Consider the following 723-nt stretch of genomic DNA (forward strand, 5'->3'; position numbering starts at 1 on the left):
GCCCGTGTTACCTTGAGCACCCTGAGGTCCGGTAGCGCCTGTGTTACCTTGAGCACCTTGAGGTCCAGTGGCACCAGTAGCGCCAGTAGCCCCGGCAGGTCCTTGAGCGCCTTGAGGTCCAGTAGCGCCTGTGTTACCTTGAGCACCTTGAGGTCCAGTAGCACCAGTAGCGCCCGTGTTACCTTGAGCACCCTGAGGTCCGGTAGCGCCTGTGTTACCTTGAGCACCTTGAGGTCCGGTAGCGCCTGTGTTACCTTGAGCACCTTGAGGTCCAGTGGCACCAGTAGCGCCAGTAGCCCCGGCAGGTCCTTGAGCGCCTTGAGGTCCAGTAGCACCAGTAGCGCCTGTGTTACCTTGAGCACCTTGAGGTCCAGTAGCGCCCGTGTTACCTTGAACGCCTTGAGGTCCAGTAGCACCAGTAGCGCCCGTGTTACCTTGAGCACCCTGAGGTCCGGTAGCGCCTGTGTTACCTTGAGCACCTTGAGGTCCAGTGGCACCAGTAGCGCCAGTAGCCCCGGCAGGTCCTTGAGCGCCTTGAGGTCCAGTAGCACCAGTAGCGCCTGTGTTACCTTGAGCACCCTGAGGTCCGGTAGCGCCCGTGTTACCTTGAACGCCTTGAGGTCCAGTAGCACCAGTAGCGCCCGTGTTACCTTGAGCACCCTGAGGTCCGGTAGCGCCTGTGTTACCTTGAGCACCCTGAGGTCCGGTAGCGCCCGTGTTACC

At 60.9% G+C, this 723-nt stretch carries 1 protein-coding gene; it reads right to left on the bottom strand.

Annotated elements, in window-relative coordinates; all coding sequences use genetic code 11:
- Window positions 1-723: collagen-like domain-containing protein (locus tag HMPREF1014_RS29225; protein WP_000463764.1), on the bottom strand; the 723-nt coding region annotated here is incomplete at both ends.

The organism is Bacillus sp. 7_6_55CFAA_CT2 (genome assembly GCF_000238655.1).
GTDB lineage: Bacteria > Bacillota > Bacilli > Bacillales > Bacillaceae_G > Bacillus_A > Bacillus_A cereus.